The following is a 16,345-nucleotide window of genomic DNA, read 5'->3' on the forward strand; positions in this document are numbered from 1 at the left end:
ACGATATGGGCAGAACAAAGACCGAAAACATCCCGGCGGATGTTTATATCCAGTTTGTGCGGTCGTTGTTCGACAACGCTCACATGCTGGTGATTGGCGGCGTGTGCTACTGGATCCTCGGATTCATGATCTACTTGCGCACGCACGATTCATTGTTCCTGGCTTTTTCTTTTAGTCTGCTGTCCATCAGCCTTTTCCGCTATTTCGGCATTCGCGACTTCCAAAAGGCGGGCGGCGTAATAGCCAATGTCCAAGAGGCGCAGCAGTGGGAGCGCAACTATATCCTCAAGGGCAGCCTGCAGGGCCTCGGCCTGGGCGCGCTGTGCTTCATATCGATCTATGTGTATCCTGATCCCTTTGCCGAACTGGCCGCGACGTCGCTGGCCATCGCAACCCTGGTGACGGTTGTTGGCCGGAACTACGGATCTCCGCTCATGGTGCGGATTTTTTCCGTGACCTTCATTGGTCCGGCAGCACTTGCACTCTTGCTGCGCATGGATATCCCCTCGGTCGTTCTGGGGCTGATGATCATCCCCTTGACGTTCATCACGATCAACAGCGCCGACCACGTCCGCAACGTGCTTTTCTCGGCGGTCATCGGTCACAAGGAAGCGAAGAAGCTCGCGCACAGGTTCGATCGCGCCCTCAACACCATGTCACATGGCCTGGTCATGCTCGGCCCCGACGGCCGCGTGGCGGTAGCCAATGCCGAAGCTGCCCATCTGATGTCGCTCAAGTCCGGGGATGCGCTGCTTGGGCGATCCATCCACGGTCTTTTGATGCGTGGCGTCGCCGCGGGCATGTTGGCACCGAACGATTGCCGCTACATCGAGGCCCAGTTGACGCGCGCCTTGCGCGAGGGCCGCGACCGCAAGGTGCTTGTTTCCCTCGCCAACGGCCAGCACTATGAATTTTCGGCACGCGAAGGCAGCCAGGAGCTGGGCGTCATCACCTTCGAGGACGTGACGGGGCGCGTCGAGGCGGAAGACAAGATCCGCTTCATGGCGCGTTACGACAATCTTACCGGCCTGCCCAACCGTGCCTATTTCCACGAGTTGATCGGCGAGGCCATGGCGTCCGGCGACCGCGACCGTTTCTGCGGGCTGGCGGTGCTCGACCTCGACGACTTCAAAAGCGTCAACGACACGCTTGGACATCCGATCGGCGACGGGTTGATCTACGCCGTTGCCGAGCGGCTTGCAGCCATTGCCGGGCAAGGCATCACGGTCAGCCGTTTCGGCGGCGACGAATTCATGGTCTTCTTCGACCGAGTCGAGGATGAGAGCCATCTGACAAGCCAGCTCGACGAGATTTTCGCCGGACTGCAGGGGGAGGTGGACGTTGCCGGTCACGGCCTGCGCATCCAGGCCAGCGGCGGCGCGGTGCTGTCGCAGGTGAAGGATACCGATGTCGACGCCATGATCGTCAAGGCTGACCTGGCGCTCTACAAGGCCAAGGAACTCGGCAAGAACGGCTGGCGGCTATTCGAGGCGGCAATGGACGCAGCGTTCCGCAACCGTCAGCTGATGAAGGCGGATCTGCGCAGCGCGGTGGAAAACAAGGAATTGCGGGTAGTCTACCAGCCGATCGTGGCGATGAACACGATGCGCATCGCCGGTTGCGAGGCGCTCTGCCGCTGGGACCATTCCGATCTCGGGCCGATCTCGCCCAGCATCTTCATTCCGCTGGCCGAGGAAATGGGAATCATTTCCGAGATCAGCACCTTCGTGCTGCAGGCAGCCTGTACCGAATGCGCCAAATGGCCCGACCAGACCAGCGTCTCGGTCAATCTGTCCGCCAAGGATTTCCGCAGCCGCGATGTCATCCAGAAGGTTCGCGATGCGCTGGCGAGCTCTGGCCTCGCCGCTGGCCGGCTGGAAATCGAGGTCACCGAAACGGCGCTGCTCGATGACAAATCTCTGACACGCCAGTACATCGAGGAATTGAAGCAGATTGGCGTGCGCATCGCTCTCGACGATTTCGGCACCGGCTATTCGAGCCTGAGCTATCTGCACAAGCTGCCGCTCGACAAGATCAAGATCGACCGCTCATTCCTGATGGACGTCACCCAGAACCCGCGTTCGTTGGAACTACTCAAGGGCATCGTCAACCTGTCGCGGCCGCTGGGGCTTTCCGTGACTGTCGAAGGCGTAGAGACCTTCGAGCAGCTCAAGATCTTGGCCTTGCAGGTCAAACCCGATCTCGTTCAGGGCTTCCTGTTCGGTGCCGCGCTCAGTGCGTCGGGTATCGAGACGATGTCGAATGTCACTTGGCCTTTCGCCGCTGACCTGCGCCTCACCGGCAAACGGACAGCCAGTTAGCGCCGTGACCGACAGCTCAAGCGTTGGCTGAGCTCACGCCCCTGTGTTGCTGGAGGTGCGATGTCTGGAGGCAACGATCCACATCTTTCTCGACGCGCGTTCCTCATCAAATACATTCTCAAGTGGGCGGCTCAGCTGTTAAGGTTAACAGAAGGTAAATCAACAACATCTAAATTTCAGCTTGTGTCTCATTCTTACTCGAATAGCTTGTCCGTAGGCGGAATTTCGAGGACAGATGATGGATGCTGCAAGGGCTGCAAGCAATACGTCCGGCGCGGTCAGCGCAGCCGGGGATTCGGTGCTGAATCGATCGATTATGCAACTGCTGGAGCATGTCGATTATCGCCTCATCACCGGGGGTGAGGATTTGGAGGCGATTTACCGGCTTCGCTATAAATCCTATCTGCGCTCAGGCATGTGCGGCCCAATCGCCAGCGGGATGTTCGAGGATCGCTGGGACAATCTGCCCAATTCCTACCGGTTCGGTGTCTATTGCTATGGCGAATTGGTCAGCACGATCCGCTTCCATTACATTTCCAGCGAGCACCCGAATTCGCCCTCCGTCGATGCCTATCCGGAAATACTGATCGAGCGACTTGCCCGCGGAGAAACCTTCATCGACGGAACCCGCTTCGCAACCGATCCTGACGGTGCGCCGGCGCCCGGAGTGCTGCCTTTCCTGACCCTCAGGCTAGCCATGGTGGCCTCGCGCTATTTTGGCCAGAACTCGGTGCTTACGCCGGTCAAGATCGAGCATTCCAATTTTTATTCCCGTTACTTCAATGCCGTGCAGAGGACCGAGGGAAAAGTATTTCCGGGCGTTCTTACCAAGATCGCATTGTTCGAAATCCCCGCCGGCGAGAATATGCGACTGACGCTCGAACGGTTCCCATTCTTCAGGTCGACGCCGATGGAACAGCGGCTGATGTTTGCCAATCCGGCCATCAACCGACTGACACCCCTGTCGATTGTTCCAACAGCGAAATATTATCGCGACGCCGCCTGAGGCTTCCGATTTTTGCGGAGCGTCCGGAGCTTTCCGGCCAGACAGGCGTTCTGATGAAGGCGGCGCGTTGACGCTCCGCGTCTCCATTTCGACGGATTTGCCAGAAGGAACCCAACATGACCATTTCCACGCTAGCGCTCACCCCGCTCATCTCGCTGATCGCCGGCGTGCTGATCCTCGTCATGCCAAGGCTGTTGAACTATATTGTCGCGCTCTATCTGATCGTCGTCGGACTGCTCGGGCTTTTCCCGCATCTTGCCGGTTGAGGCAGCGCAAGCGCCCCGCCTCGACGCTTTCGAAGTATCTTTCCACATCAGGCGGCCGGACCCAGTGTCGAGCGCGGCGTCGCGTCGGCAGCCGGCTTCAATTTTCCCTTGAGGCAGTTGTTGGCTGCGATGCGGCAATAGCGCCATTGCTCTCGGCCCGGCTTTTCGCTATGTGCCTGAAAGATGTCTTCGAAGGGGTATTCCTATGGCTGATCACTCGCCGACCGGTCCTGTCGAACTGGGCGCGAAGATGGACTATGCCGAGCATGATCGCACTTATGCGGGCTTCCTCAGGCTGGCCAAATACGGATCGCTTTTCTGCGGAGCCCTGCTCTTGGCGATGGCTTTCGGCTTTTTCGCGGGCGGCTTCTTCTCTGCTACCATCCTGTTCGCGCTGATTATGGCCGTCGGCGCCCTTATTCTCCGATAGATTTCCGACTTTTTGTCCACGGCGCCGCCGCGAGGCCGGCCGGCGTCTTGCGGGAACGAGCTTCCGGCCGAAAGGATCATGCGGTGGGACAGACTGTTTTCATCCCTCGTGAGCTCGACGCGAACGAGCCGCGCGTCGCGGCTTCACCCGATACGGTGAAGCGGCTGGCGGCGCTGGGCTTCGAAATCGTCGTCGAAACCGGTGCAGGCACGAGATCGCGCATCCCCGACGAGGAATTCGCCAAGGCCGGTGCCGCTATCGGCAAGGCTTCCGATATCGCCAAGGCCGATGTGGTGCTGAAAGTGCGCCGGCCGACGGATCTCGAGCTGAAGAGCTACAAGCTAGGCACTGCGGTCATCGCCATCATGGATCCCTATGGCAACGATGCCGCCGTGGCAGCCCTTGCCAAGGCCGGCGTGACCGCATTCTCGATGGAATTCATGCCGCGCATCACCCGGGCGCAGTCGATGGACGTTCTGTCGTCGCAGGCCAACCTCGCCGGCTATCAGGCGGTGATCGACGGCGCTTCGGAATATGACCGGGCATTGCCGATGATGATGACTGCGGCAGGCACGGTGCCCGCGGCAAAGGTCTTCATCATGGGCGTCGGCGTTGCCGGCCTGCAGGCGATCGCCACCGCGCGCCGGCTTGGTGCGGTCGTCACTGCCACCGACGTTCGCCCCGCCGCCAAGGAACAGGTCGCCTCGCTCGGCGCGAAATTCCTGGCGGTCGAGGACGACGAGTTCAAGGCCGCCGAGACGGCAGGCGGCTACGCCAAGGAAATGTCCAGGGAATACCAGGCCAAACAGGCGGCATTGACCGCCGAACATATCGCCAAACAGGATATCGTCATCACCACGGCGCTGATCCCGGGCCGGCCGGCACCGAAGCTGGTGTCCGCCGCCATGGTCGCCTCGATGAAGCCGGGTTCGGTGCTCGTCGACCTGGCCGTCGAGCGGGGCGGCAACGTCGAGGGGGCCGAAGCCGGCAAGGTCGTCACCACGGCCAACAACGTCAAGATCGTCGGCCATCTCAATGTGCCTGGCCGTGTCGCGGCGTCGGCATCGCTGCTTTACGCCAGGAACCTGTTCGCCTTCCTCGAGACGCTGGTCGACAAGACGACGAAGACGCTTGCCATCAATCGCGATGACGACCTGGTCAAGGCGACGATGCTGACCGACGGCGGCAAGATCGTGCATCCTGCTTTCATAAAGGCCGACCGGCAGCCGCGTGTCGAGCCGGCTGCAATCCCGGCCAAGACCATGGTCGCCGATGCTTCGGCCAAGCCGAAGAAGGCCGCTCCCAAGAAGGCAGCCGCAGCCAGGTCGCCCTCGTCGAAGTCGAAAGGCATTGCGTGATGGATCAGACCCTGCAGAAAGCCCTCGACCAGCTCGACCAGGCCTCCGCCGCCGTTCGGCTGGCGGTGCAGAATATGGCGGCCGCGCCCGGCGGCGCCGAGGCGGCGGGTGGTGCCGCGCACGCTTTATCCGGCGGTGCCATCGATCCCTTCGTTTTCCGTTTCGCCATCTTCGTGCTGGCGATCTTCGTCGGCTATTATGTCGTCTGGTCGGTCACCCCCGCTTTGCACACGCCGCTGATGGCCGTCACCAACGCCATCTCCTCGGTCATCGTCGTTGGCGCATTGTTGGCCGTCGGCATCGCGGCCTCCGGCATCGCCGCGGGCTTCGGCTTCGTCGCCTTGATGCTGGTCTCGGTCAACATCTTCGGCGGCTTCCTCGTCACCCAGCGCATGCTGGCCATGTACAAGAAGAAGGACAAGTAGAGCGCCATGAACGCCAACTTCGCGTCCTTCCTCTACCTTGTTTCAGGTGTCCTGTTCATCATGGCGCTGCGCGGGCTGTCGCACCCGACCACCAGCCGCCAGGGCAACCTCTACGGCATGATCGGCATGGGCATCGCTCTTTGCACCACATTGGCGCTGGCGCTGCCCTCCGCCGGACGCTTCGGCCTGATCGTGCTTGGCCTTGCCATTGGCGGCGGCGTCGGCGCCGTCACCGCGCGGCGCATCGCCATGACCTCGATGCCGCAGCTGGTCGCCGCCTTCCATTCGCTCGTCGGCCTTGCCGCCGTCATGGTGGCGGCCGCGGCCATCTATGCGCCGGAAAGTTTTGGCATCGGCACGGTCGCCGACATCCACGCCCAGGCGCTGATCGAGATGAGCCTCGGCGTCGCCATCGGCGCCATCACCTTCACCGGCTCGGTCATCGCGTTCTTGAAGCTCGATGGCCGCATGTCCGGCAAGCCGATCATGATCGGCGGCCGCCACTTCATCAACGCAGCCCTTGGCATCGCGCTGATCGTGCTGATCGTGCTGCTGGTTGCGAGCGAGTCCAAGTTGGTGTTCTGGCTGATTGTGGCGGCGTCGCTGGTGCTCGGCATCCTGCTCATCATCCCGATCGGCGGCGCCGACATGCCGGTCGTCGTGTCGATGCTCAATTCGTATTCGGGTTGGGCGGCGGCCGCACTCGGCTTCACGCTCGGCAATCTGGCACTGATCATCACCGGCGCGCTGGTCGGCTCGTCCGGCGCGATCCTGTCCTACATCATGTGCAAGGGCATGAACCGAAGCTTTATCTCGGTCATCCTCGGCGGCTTCGGCGGTGAGACGGCAGCTCAAGCCGACGACGGCATCGAGCGCACCGTCAAGCAGGGCTCGGCAGACGACGCCGCCTACCTGATGATGAACGCGCAGAAAGTCATCATCGTGCCCGGCTACGGCATGGCGGTCGCCCAGGCCCAGCACGCGCTGCGCGAAATGGCCGACAAGCTCAAGGCTAACGGCGTCGACGTGAAGTACGCCATCCATCCGGTCGCGGGCCGCATGCCCGGCCACATGAACGTGCTGCTCGCCGAAGCCAACGTGCCTTACGACGAAGTGTTCGAACTGGAGGACATCAACTCCGAATTCGCGCAGGCCGATGTCGCCTATGTCATCGGCGCCAACGACGTCACCAACCCGTCCGCCCGCGACGACAAGTCGTCGCCGATCTACGGCATGCCGATCCTCGACGTCGACAAGGCCCGCACCTGCCTGTTCGTCAAGCGCTCGCTCGGCTCCGGCTATGCCGGCATCGACAACACGCTGTTCTACAAGGACGGCACCATGATGCTGCTTGGCGACGCCAAGAAGATGACCGAAGAAATCGTCAAGGCGATGGATCACTGATGAGCGATCGGCACTGAGACGCGCCAGGAAGCGCCCGGCCTCTTGCCGGGCTTTTTCTTGGCGTGTCGGCTGTTCGGGGCTACGATAACGAATTCCTGTCCCGCTGACGGGATTGTCGTCAACGGAGACGTTGGTGCCCGACCCAATAGCATCGCCGCCCACTGGGAAAGCGCCGCGCAAGCTTGGCCAGGCGGTGGTGATCGTGCATGGCATGGGCGAACAGCGGCCGATGGACACGCTGCGCGGCTTTGTCCAGGCTGTCTGGAGCCATGACCCCGCCCGCGCGCCGTTTTATGCCCGAGTCGCCGATCCGGCCGACCCCGCCGGCGCGAAGATCAACCAGAGCTGGATCACACCCGACAGCCGGACAAATTCATACGAACTTCGCCGCATCACCACGCCTTATGATGTAGATGGCCGTCGCACCGATTTCTACGAGCTTTACTGGGCCGACATCACCCAGGGCACGACGCGGGGGCGGCTCGCCGCCTGGGTGACAAATCTGCTGTGGCGCAGGCCGACCGATATTCCTCCCGACGCCCGCCAGCTCTACATCGTCACGCTTCTTGCCGTCATCGTCGCCCTGTGCGCGGCGCTCGCGCTCGCGACGTCGGTTTGGCAGCAGCATATCTCCTTGGCCGCCGGCCTGCTCGTCACCATCCTGGCTTCGCTGATCATCTGGTTGGTGGACCGGTTCGGCATTCCCTATTTCGGCGATGTTGCGGCCTATATGCGTGCGGAAGCGGCGACCGTCGAGAAGCGAGCGCTGATCCGCGATCGCGGCCTGCGGCTGCTGAAACGTCTGATGATGGACGATGCCTACGACCGGATCGTGCTGGTTTCGCACAGCCTTGGATCGATGATCGCCTATGATCTCCTGCAGATATTGTGGGCCGATTTCAGGCCCCGAGAACTGGAGGCCATCCGCGACAGGGCCAAACTGAAAGCGATCCGTGCCATCGACAAGGCGACCCTTGTTGCCGATGGCTCCGCATGGCCCAGCAAGCTGGACGACCTCGCCGGCTTCCGACGTGATCAGTGGGAGCTCTACCGGCAACTGCGAACTGCGGATGCCGACCATCCGCTGCCATGGAAGATCAGCGATTTCATCACACTCGGCAGTCCGCTGACCCACAGCGAGTTTCTGGTGACGAACAATCTCGCCGAATTCAGGCGCGGCATGGCCGAGCGACTGTTCTCGGCATGCCCGCCGATTGCCGAAGGGCCAGCGGCCGGTGGCACCGTGCTTTATCAGGAGGGACGCAGCCCGTCAGGCAAACCGCGGCGAGCGGTGCATCACGGCGCGGTGTTTGCCGCGACGCGCTGGACCAACATCTTCGACGGGGGCAATGGCTGGTTGACGGGCGACCCGATTTCGGGACCGATGGCTGAAAAGTTCGGCCCCGGCGTGGAGAATATCCAGGTCGAGCTGCGCGGTTCCCTCGGCCGCATCTTCACCCACACACTGTACTGGTCGTTGACGGCGACCGGCGTCGAGGCCGGCGCTCGGCCGCGCTCGCACCTTGCCGTGCTGCGCGATGCTGTCGACCTCGGCCGCAAACTGGAGCCGAGTAAGCCACCGCCGGCGTAAGAATAATGGTGGTGGGTCTGGCTCAAATGTCCAGGTTGGCGACCGACAGCGCGTTGTCCTGGATGAATTCGCGCCTCGGTTCGACTTCATCGCCCATCAGCCGCGAGAACAGGCTGTCCGCATCGGTCGCGTCATTGACCTTGACCTGCAGCAGCGAGCGCACGTTCGGATCGAGCGTGGTCTCCCAGAGCTGTTCGGCGTTCATTTCGCCGAGACCCTTGTAGCGTTGCATGGTCAGGCCCTTGCGGCCGGTCGCAAAGACGGCATTGAGCAGCGCCAGCGGCCCCGAGATGGTTTCGGAGACATCCTTGCGGCGCAGCACCGGCGGCGACCCATAGACCTCGCTGAGGCGCTGAGCGTAGCGGTCGAGCTGGCGTGCATCGGCCGAGTTGATCAGCGCCAGATCGAGATGCGCGTATTCCTTGACGCTGCGCACCGTGCGCTCGAACACATAGCCGCCGACACCTTCATTCGAGGTCGACATGCGGCCGGTCCAGCCGCGCTCGGTGTCCTCGGCGATGATGTCGAGGCGTTTTGCAATCCGCTCCGCCATGGCATTGGCGCGGCCAAGATCGGTGAAGACGTCCGGGTTGAGCCCCCCGGCGATCGCCGCCTGTTCGACCACGCCCCTGTTATAGCGTGTATGCAGGCCGTTGATCAGCTGGCGCACGGCCAGCGCATCATCGATGGCGCCGCGCAGGTCCTGCCCGGCGCGCACTTCGCCGGAGCCGAGCGTAAGCGACGCTTCTTCCAGTCCTGAACCGATCAGGAACTCCTCGAAGGCGCCTTCGTCCTTGATGTATTGAGAGCTCTTGCCGCGCGTCACTTTGTAGAGCGGCGGCTGGGCGATGTAGAGATGGCCGCGCTCGATCAATTCCGGCATCTGGCGGAAGAAGAAGGTGAGCAGCAAGGTGCGGATATGGGCGCCGTCGACGTCGGCGTCGGTCATCAGGATGATCTTGTGATAGCGCAGTTTGTCGGCGTTGAACTCATCCTTGCCGATCGAGGTGCCGAGCGCGGTGATCAGCGTGCCGATCATGTCGGAGCCGAGCATGCGGTCGAAGCGCGCCCGCTCGACATTGAGGATCTTGCCGCGCAAGGGCAGGATCGCCTGGTTCTGGCGCGAACGCCCACCCTTGGCCGAGCCGCCGGCGGAATCGCCCTCGACGATGAAGATTTCGGATTTTGCCGGGTCGCGTTCCTGGCAATCGGCCAGCTTGCCGGGAAGCGAGGTAACGCCGAGCGAACTCTTGCGGGTGATGTCACGCGCTTTGCGTGCCGCTTCACGCGCCGCCGCTGCCTGAATCACCTTGTCGACGACCACCTTGCCCTCTGCCGGGTGCTCCTCCAGCCAGGTGCCAAGCGCTTCGTTGACCAGTCCTTCGACAACGGGCCGGACTTCCGACGAGACCAGCTTGTCCTTGGTTTGCGAGGAGAATTTCGGATCTGGAACCTTGACCGACAGCACCGCCGTCAAGCCTTCGCGGCAATCGTCACCGATCAGCGAGACCTTTTCCTTCTTCGTTAGGCCCGAGGAGTCGCCATAGCCGGTGATCTGGCGCGTCAGCGCGCCGCGAAAGCCGGCTAGATGTGTGCCGCCATCGCGCTGCGGGATGTTGTTGGTGAAAGCCAGCACGTTCTCGTGGTAGCTGTCGTTCCACCACATCGCCACTTCGACGGTTATCCCGTCGCGCTCAGCCTTGATAGCGATCGGCTTGTCGATCAGCGGCTTCTTGACCCGGTCGAGATATTTGACGAATTCTTCCAGTCCGCCATCATAGTGCAGTTCATGGCGCACGACGTCGGCGTGACGGGCGTCGCTCAGGACGATGCGCACGCCGGAATTGAGGAAAGCAAGCTCACGCAGCCGGTGTTCCAGCGTCCCGAAGTCGAATTCGACCATGGTGAAGGTCTCGGTCGACGGGAAGAAGGTGATCTCGCTGCCGCTGCGCCCTTCATAGGTGCCCGGCTGCTTGTCCTGCTCATAGCTGCCCGTCGCCTTCAGCGGCGCGTCGGCATTGCCATGCGTGAAGCTCATCTCGAAGATCTGGCCGTTACGGCGGATTTTCAGTTTCAACCAGGCCGAAAGCGCATTGACCACCGAGACGCCGACGCCATGCAGGCCGCCCGAGACCTTGTAGGAGTTCTGGTCGAACTTGCCGCCGGCATGCAGCTGCGTCATGATCACTTCAGCCGCCGAAATGCCTTCTCCGGTGTGGATATCGGTCGGAATGCCGCGCCCATTGTCGATCACGGTGACCGAACCGTCGGGGTTCAGCGTCACGGTGACGAGGTCGGCATGACCGGCCAGCGCCTCATCGATCGCGTTGTCGACCACCTCATAGACCATGTGATGCAGGCCGGAACCGTCGTCGGTGTCGCCGATATACATGCCGGGGCGTTTGCGGACAGCATCCAACCCCTTCAAAACCTTGATGGAATCGGCGCCGTATTCGGCTTCAGCGCCGCTGATGTTGTCGATCTGATCGCTCATGAAAACCTGTTGTCTGGATGCCGCTCGCACGGCGCGGAAAATTGGCCCCGAATCGCGCCTCTGATATGCACTAGATATAGGCGCTAAAGGCGGTTTTTCCAAGGTTTGCAGGCATTTCCCCGGGAATGAGCCGGCTGTCCATGACGCGCTCTCGCCAGGCCTTATCTGGCTTTGGCCAGCCGGTCCCTGAGAAACTTGATCATGAACTTGTAGCGCGGCGCCAGCCGCCCGGTCCGATCAAGTTCCAGCGTCATGTCGAGCGCCCGCGCAAGCACGGCCTTGGGGCTTTTCGCGACCTGGGCGTAGTCGACATAGGCAACCACCAGATCACGCTGCCAGGTGGCGTTGTTCGGGTCGGACTGGGCAAGCTGCTGGCGAATGTCGAGACTGTCCTGGAAGGCTTGCCGTGCACCCTTGATGTCGCGTTGCTTGGCCTTGAGCATGCCGATCTCCGACAGCGTGATCGACAGGTCGCGCTGCCAGTCGGCATTGGCCGGATCAAGCTTGGCCAGCCGGTCGGCGATGACGAAACTGTCGGTGTAGGCCTTGAGCGCACCCGCCCGGTCGCCTTGGATCGCCAGAATGCCTGCGACCTTTTCGAGGCTGACGGAGAGGTCGCGCTGCCAATCCGTGTTGTTTGGGTCGCCGGCCGCCAGCACGCGGGCCAGTTCGAGAGCTTGCCTGTAGGCCGACAGCGCATCCGGCCATTTCTCCTGGTCGCTCAGCGCATTGCCGATCTTGGCATAGCCGACCGAGAGGTCGCGCTTCAGCTCGCTGTTGTCCGGGTCGCGGTCCACCAGCCGCTCGACGATCGACTGGCTGGCCCGATAGGCCGCGAGCGCGCCAACCGCATCGCTGCGCTCGCGCTTGAGGTCGCCGATCGTCGTATGGCTGACAGAGACATCGCGCTGCCGCTCTGGATCCTGTGGCTTCTTGTCGGCCAGCGCCAGCCGGATATCCAGGCTTTGCTCATAGGCCGCCTGCGCATTGTCCAACTGGCCGGCGGTGCGCGCCAGCGCGCCGATCTCGTCATAGCTGATGGTCAGGTCGCGCTGCAACTCGGCGCGCTCCGGTTCGTTGTCGGCAAGCTGCTTCTTGATCGACAGGCTTTCCTGGTAGATCTGCGCGGCCCCGGCCAGGTCGCCTTGCGTCACCAGCACATCGCCGATCTTGTCGTCGGCCGTGGCGAAGTCGCCGAACCATGGCAGACGATCGGGCTCGGCCGCGGTCAATTCCCGGAGCATGGTTCTGGCGGCCTGATAGTTCTCAAGCGCTTCCGGCAGGTCGCCCTGCACCAGCCTGATGTTGCCGAGCTTGATGTGGCTGACGGCAAAATCGCGCTTGACGCTCGGATCGCTTTCATGGGCCGAACGCAGCTCGAGATTGGATACAAGCGCCGTAAAGGCGCGGCCTGCGGCATCGGTGTTGCCAACGAGCATATAGAGCTTGCCGAGGTCGTCCAGCGTCCGGATCTGGCGGTCGGCATCGTCCAGCGCCAGCGAGGTTTGCCCGGCCTCGCCGTAAAGGGCCAGCACTGATTCGTAGTCCTTGATGGCCGTGGCATAGTCGAGATCGGCTCGTGCCGCACCGCCGGACAGGAAACGCGTCGCCGCCTCGGACAGCGTGCGGCCGACGAAATTGGCCCTCAAGGCGTTGCGCGAGACATTGTCGATATCGGCGGCCTTGGCGAGGATGGCGCGCGCGCCGTCGAAAGCGCCGAGCGATAGCTGCTCCTCGGCCTGCCGGCGCAGTTCCGTCACTTGCGGATCATCGGAGGCGAGCGTCCTCATTTCGCTGCGCACCTTGACGAAGGCGTCGGCCGCCTCATGCAGCCTGGCGTTCAGGCTGTCCGCCGAGAGGTGGCTGGCGTCGGAGCTGATCAGCGCGCCATAGAGCGGCGCCAGCGGCATGTCGGCATCGCTGGCGATCTGCTCGACCTCGCCGCGCATCTGAGGCGTCACGTCGGCCATGGCGAGCAGCAGGCGCTCGCGCTCCGGCAGTTGTTCCTTGGCCGCTGCGGCAAAGAACAGCTTCGGCAGGCCGCTCTCGACATAGGGCAGCTGCTTGCCGCGCGACAAGTCATAGACCTCCTGCTGCACCAGCGTCAGCACCGAGCGGATCTCGAGCCCGTCAGTGCCGAGATATTTGGTCAGCGCTGTCGTGAACGGCGAGTTCTCGCCGGTCCCGTCGGCCGCCGTCTCACCTGGCGCTGCCGAAAAGGCGAACAGGATGTTTTCGGCGCGGCCAATTCGGCCGAGCCCCGGCCTAACTTTCTCCGCGACGTCCTTTGCCAGCGATGTCACGCCTCGACCTTCGCTCACCGTGCCCGAAAACGGATCGCTGCGGCAGGCGTCGAGCATGATCAAGCCAACCCTGGCTGTGGCGGCCACGGCGTCGCGCACCTCCTCCAGTGGTAGGCTGGTCTTCTCCAGAGCATCGAGCGAGGACACGTCGGCATCGACCGGAAGCAACCGGTTGTCGCCTGATATCTCGACGCCGTGGCCGGAGAAATAGGCCAGCGCAACGTCGGCGCCTCTGGCATCCTGGCGAAAATCGTCGAGCGCGCGGCGCATGCGCCGCAGATCGCGATTGGTTTCGAGAACGACCTCGAAGCCGAGCTTCTTCAGCGCCGCCTCCATTGCCTCGCCGTCATGGACCGGATTGGCGAGCGGCCGGACCAGCCGGTAGTTATCGATGGCGATGACCAGCGCCACGCGCCGCTCCGCCACTGCCGCGGCGGTGGTCGTGAGCATCAGCAGCAAGGCAAACAGCAAACGCAAGGCGAACTGCCCCCCGGCTCGTTCATCTGCGCGAACATTCCATCTCTTTATGGCATGAGCAAGCCGGGCTTTTGGCGCAAGGCCGGCGCGTCAGGCAGCCCGCATCGGCTTCAAAGCCTCGCTCCAGCGCAGCAGCTCGTCGAGCATGGTCTTGGCGCCGCCCTGCACCTGCTCGCTGGCGTTGAAAGCGCCTTTTTCGTCGAGCAGTTTCTGATACATCGGCAGCGCGACACCTTCCGGGATCGGCATGACGCCCACCGAGGTCAGCAGTGGCTTCAGCGCCTGCGCCGCGCGCAGGCCGCCGGACACGCCGCCATAGCTGAAAATGCCGGCGGGCTTGTATGTCCATTCGCGCAGCAGATAGTCGATCGCGTTGACGATCGCCGGCGCCACGAAATAATTGTATTCCGGCGCGACGAAGACAAAGGCATCGGCGGCATCGATGGCTTTCGACCAAGCCTTGGTATGGTCGTTCTGGTATTTGCCAAGCCTTGGATGGTGCGGCTCGTCCAGCACCGGCAGATTGAACACCGCGATGTCGGTCAGCACCGGCTCGAATTTCCCGTGTTCGCGCGCGAATCTCTCCAGCCAGTCGGCGAAAACCGGTCCGGCGCGGCCTGGCCGCGTGCTGCCGATGATGATGTTCAACTGGTGCTTCAAGGCTGGCTCCCAAGGCTGGCGGTATCTGTTGGTGACCGTGACCTATGGCAGAGCATGGCTGTGGACAAGGCGACACCGCCAGGAGGGCGGTCACAATCGGCTGAACGGACTGTCTGCCGCACATCCCAGGCCGCACAATTTGCGCCTGCCGTCCGGTCACATGGACGCCCGGGTCGCCAGCCACTACATTGTGGTATCAGCGGAGCAGCCCATGGACGTCCAGCCCGCCCCCTTTGTTCCCCCGGCGCCGAAGCCTCGCACGACGCCGCCCTCGACGCTGGAGATGATCCGCATCGTCTACCGCAACCCGCTCGAACTGTGGGGGGAGCATACCTACAACGAGCCCTGGATTTCGGCGAGTGGCGTTGGTGGACATCTGATTGTTGCCAACGATCCCGGCCTGATCCGCCACGTGCTGGTCGACAACGCCAAGAATTACAAGATGGCGACTGTGCGCCAGAAAATCCTGCGGCCGATCCTGCGCGACGGCTTGCTGACCGCCGAGGGCGAGGTGTGGAGGCGGTCGCGCAAGGCGATGGCGCCGGTGTTCACGCCGCGCCATATCTTCGGCTTTGCCCAGCCGATGCTTCGGCGCACGAGGGAGTTCATCACGCGATATGAAGGCGGCAGCATGTCCGACATCGCCCATGACATGACGCTGCTCACTTACGACATCCTGGCCGAAACGCTGTTCTCCGGTGAGATCGCGGGCGGGCCCGGCAGTTTCGCCAACGAGATCGACCGCCTGTTCGAGACGATGGGCCGCGTCGATCCGCTCGACCTGTTGCGCGCGCCCGACTGGCTGCCACGCCTGACCCGCATCCGCGGCCGCAAGACCATGGCCTATTTCCGCAAGATCGTCACCGATACGGTCAAGATGCGCGAGGAGAGATTCAAGCGCGATCCCGATGCGGTGCCGCAGGATTTCCTGACGCTGCTGCTCAAGGCCGAAGGCCCTGATGGGCTGACGCGAGCCGAAGTCGAGGACAACATCATCACCTTCATCGGCGCCGGCCACGAGACTACGGCGCGCGCGCTTGGCTGGACGCTCTATTGCCTTGCGGAATCCCCGTGGGAGCGCAACCGGGTCGAGCAGGAGATCGACCGCGTACTGGCGAGCGAGCCCGATCCGACGAAGTGGCTCGACGCCATGCCGCTGACGCGCGCTGCCTTCGACGAGGCGCTCCGGCTTTATCCGCCGGCGCCGTCCATCAACCGCGAGCCGATCGAACCGGAAATGTGGAAGGATCTCTATATCCCGAAGCACGCCGCTGTGCTGGTGATGCCGTGGGTCGTCCACCGCCACCGGAAGCTTTGGGACAGGCCGGATGCCTTCCTGCCGGAACGCTTCCATCCGGGAAACCGCGAAAAGATCGACCGCTTCCAGTATCTGCCGTTCGGTGCGGGCCCGCGCGTCTGCATCGGCGCCAGCTTCGCCATGCAGGAGGCGATCATCGCGCTGGCGATAATGCTGTCACGCTTCCGCTTCGACACCACCGCGGAGACGAAACCGTGGCCGGTACAGAAACTCACCACCCAGCCGCAAGGTGGCTTGCCGATGCAGGTCACGCCCCGCCAGGTGTGATGATATTCAGGTAATGCCGGCCTGC

General features: G+C 62.7%; 12 protein-coding genes. 9 read left to right on the forward strand and 3 right to left on the reverse strand.

Annotated elements, in window-relative coordinates:
- Window positions 1-5: 5 nt before the first annotated feature.
- The 8 genes from X744_RS146850 to X744_RS146820 all read left to right on the forward strand — a co-directional run bounded on the left by X744_RS146850 (window position 6) and on the right by X744_RS146820 (window position 8,801).
- Complete coding sequence (locus tag X744_RS146850; RefSeq protein WP_023761458.1) at window positions 6-2,321, forward strand: EAL domain-containing protein; 2,316 nt, start codon at window positions 6-8, stop codon at window positions 2,319-2,321.
- A gap of 238 nt (window positions 2,322-2,559) precedes the next feature.
- Window positions 2,560-3,327, forward strand: a complete 768-nt coding sequence (locus X744_RS146845; RefSeq protein WP_031260774.1) for a hypothetical protein — start codon at window positions 2,560-2,562, stop codon at window positions 3,325-3,327.
- A gap of 116 nt (window positions 3,328-3,443) precedes the next feature.
- Window positions 3,444-3,593: a DUF3096 domain-containing protein gene (locus X744_RS1000000172480; RefSeq protein ID WP_013528205.1), complete on the forward strand. Its 150-nt coding sequence runs from the start codon at window positions 3,444-3,446 to the stop codon at window positions 3,591-3,593.
- Window positions 3,594-3,798: 205 nt separating this feature from the next.
- Window positions 3,799-4,023: an aa3-type cytochrome c oxidase subunit IV gene (locus X744_RS146840; protein WP_023761460.1), complete on the forward strand. Its 225-nt coding sequence runs from the start codon at window positions 3,799-3,801 to the stop codon at window positions 4,021-4,023.
- A gap of 83 nt (window positions 4,024-4,106) precedes the next feature.
- A complete protein-coding gene (locus X744_RS146835) occupies window positions 4,107-5,381 on the forward strand; it encodes a Re/Si-specific NAD(P)(+) transhydrogenase subunit alpha (RefSeq protein ID WP_023761461.1) in 1,275 nt (424 codons plus the stop codon).
- The gene (locus X744_RS146830; RefSeq protein WP_023761462.1) at window positions 5,378-5,806 is read left to right on the forward strand and encodes a proton-translocating transhydrogenase family protein; all 429 of its coding nucleotides are present in this window, start codon (window positions 5,378-5,380) and stop codon (window positions 5,804-5,806) included. Before X744_RS146835 ends, X744_RS146830 begins: the two co-directional genes overlap by 4 nt.
- Before the next feature lie 6 nt (window positions 5,807-5,812).
- On the forward strand, window positions 5,813-7,210 hold the full coding sequence (locus tag X744_RS146825) for an NAD(P)(+) transhydrogenase (Re/Si-specific) subunit beta (RefSeq protein WP_023761463.1): 1,398 nt from the start codon (window positions 5,813-5,815) through the stop codon (window positions 7,208-7,210).
- Window positions 7,211-7,343: 133 nt separating this feature from the next.
- Entirely contained in the window at window positions 7,344-8,801 is a 1,458-nt protein-coding gene (locus X744_RS146820) for a hypothetical protein (RefSeq protein WP_031260776.1), read from the forward strand.
- A 22-nt stretch (window positions 8,802-8,823) separates the two neighbouring features.
- Here the strand turns inward: X744_RS146820 and gyrB are convergent, their stop codons facing one another.
- From gyrB to X744_RS146805, 3 genes are all read right to left on the reverse strand, one after another.
- Entirely contained in the window at window positions 8,824-11,295 is a 2,472-nt protein-coding gene (gyrB, locus tag X744_RS146815; RefSeq protein ID WP_023761465.1) for a DNA topoisomerase (ATP-hydrolyzing) subunit B, read from the reverse strand.
- 161 nt (window positions 11,296-11,456) lie between these two features.
- Window positions 11,457-14,075 carry a caspase family protein gene (locus tag X744_RS146810; protein ID WP_023761466.1) on the reverse strand — a complete coding sequence of 873 codons (2,619 nt, stop codon included), beginning with the start codon at window positions 14,073-14,075 and terminating at the stop codon, window positions 11,457-11,459.
- Window positions 14,076-14,165: 90 nt separating this feature from the next.
- Window positions 14,166-14,735 carry an NADPH-dependent FMN reductase gene (locus X744_RS146805; protein WP_023761467.1) on the reverse strand — a complete coding sequence of 190 codons (570 nt, stop codon included), beginning with the start codon at window positions 14,733-14,735 and terminating at the stop codon, window positions 14,166-14,168.
- A gap of 211 nt (window positions 14,736-14,946) precedes the next feature.
- Between X744_RS146805 and X744_RS146800 the strand changes: the two genes are divergently transcribed.
- A complete protein-coding gene (locus tag X744_RS146800) occupies window positions 14,947-16,320 on the forward strand; it encodes a cytochrome P450 (protein WP_023761468.1) in 1,374 nt (457 codons plus the stop codon).
- Window positions 16,321-16,345: the final 25 nt, after the last annotated feature.

The sequence above is a fragment of the Mesorhizobium sp. LNHC252B00 genome (assembly GCF_000502955.1).
Lineage (GTDB): Bacteria > Pseudomonadota > Alphaproteobacteria > Rhizobiales > Rhizobiaceae > Mesorhizobium.

What these genes read in the sequence shown, in the direction of transcription:
- X744_RS146845 (WP_031260774.1), top strand. Translation starts at nt 2,560, where the DNA reads ATGGATGCTGCAAGGGCTGCAAGCAATACGTCCGGCGCGGTCAGCGCA.
- X744_RS146825 (WP_023761463.1), top strand. Translation starts at nt 5,813, where the DNA reads ATGAACGCCAACTTCGCGTCCTTCCTCTACCTTGTTTCAGGTGTCCTG.
- gyrB (WP_023761465.1), bottom strand. Translation starts at nt 11,295, where the DNA reads ATGAGCGATCAGATCGACAACATCAGCGGCGCTGAAGCCGAATACGGC.
- X744_RS146800 (WP_023761468.1), top strand. Translation starts at nt 14,947, where the DNA reads ATGGACGTCCAGCCCGCCCCCTTTGTTCCCCCGGCGCCGAAGCCTCGC.
- X744_RS146840 (WP_023761460.1), top strand. Translation starts at nt 3,799, where the DNA reads ATGGCTGATCACTCGCCGACCGGTCCTGTCGAACTGGGCGCGAAGATG.
- X744_RS146850 (WP_023761458.1), top strand. Translation starts at nt 6, where the DNA reads ATGGGCAGAACAAAGACCGAAAACATCCCGGCGGATGTTTATATCCAG.
- X744_RS1000000172480 (WP_013528205.1), top strand. Translation starts at nt 3,444, where the DNA reads ATGACCATTTCCACGCTAGCGCTCACCCCGCTCATCTCGCTGATCGCC.